The sequence below is a fragment of the Candidatus Protofrankia californiensis genome, from assembly GCF_900634765.1.
Taxonomy (GTDB): Bacteria; Actinomycetota; Actinomycetes; order Frankiales; family Frankiaceae; genus Protofrankia; species Protofrankia californiensis.
Genome location: NZ_CAAAFT010000267.1, coordinates 1091 through 1592 on the forward strand (window position 1 = coordinate 1091; position 502 = coordinate 1592).

The 502-nt window shown below is 74.9% G+C and carries 1 protein-coding gene; it reads left to right on the forward strand.

What is annotated here, in order from left to right; all coding sequences use genetic code 11:
• Nucleotides 1–502: beta-ketoacyl synthase N-terminal-like domain-containing protein (locus tag DD1DGNOD_RS29480; RefSeq protein WP_283234699.1), on the forward strand; the 502-nt coding region annotated here is incomplete at both ends.

Below are 502 nucleotides of genomic sequence, written 5' to 3' on the forward strand. Positions count from 1 at the left end.
TTCTACGCGGCCAGCACCGGACAGATCTCGATCCTCCACAGGTTGAAGGGACCCTCGGGGGTGATCGTCTCCGGTGAGGCCGGTGGCCTGGACAGCCTCGGCGAGGCGCGCCGGGCCGTGCGGCGGGGAACCCGCGCCGTCGTGGCGGGCGCCACCGAGGCCGCGGTGGCGCCGTATGCGATGACCTGCTATGCCACGAGCGGGATGCTGACCGCGGGCACGCGTCCCGACGAGGGCTACCGGCCCTTCTCCCGGCACGCCGACAGGTACGCGCCGGGCGAGGGCGGCGCCCTGTTCGTGGTGGAGGATGCCGCGGCAGCGCGCGAGCGGGGCCGCGGCGGCTACGGGCGGATCGCCGGCTACGCGGCCACCCACGACGCCTACCACGACCGGCGTCCGGCGCCGGACCCGGTCCACCTCGTGCGGGCGATGCGACGGGCACTCGACGACGCCGGACTGACCCCCGACGACGTCGACGTCGTGTTCGCCGACGGCATGGGAA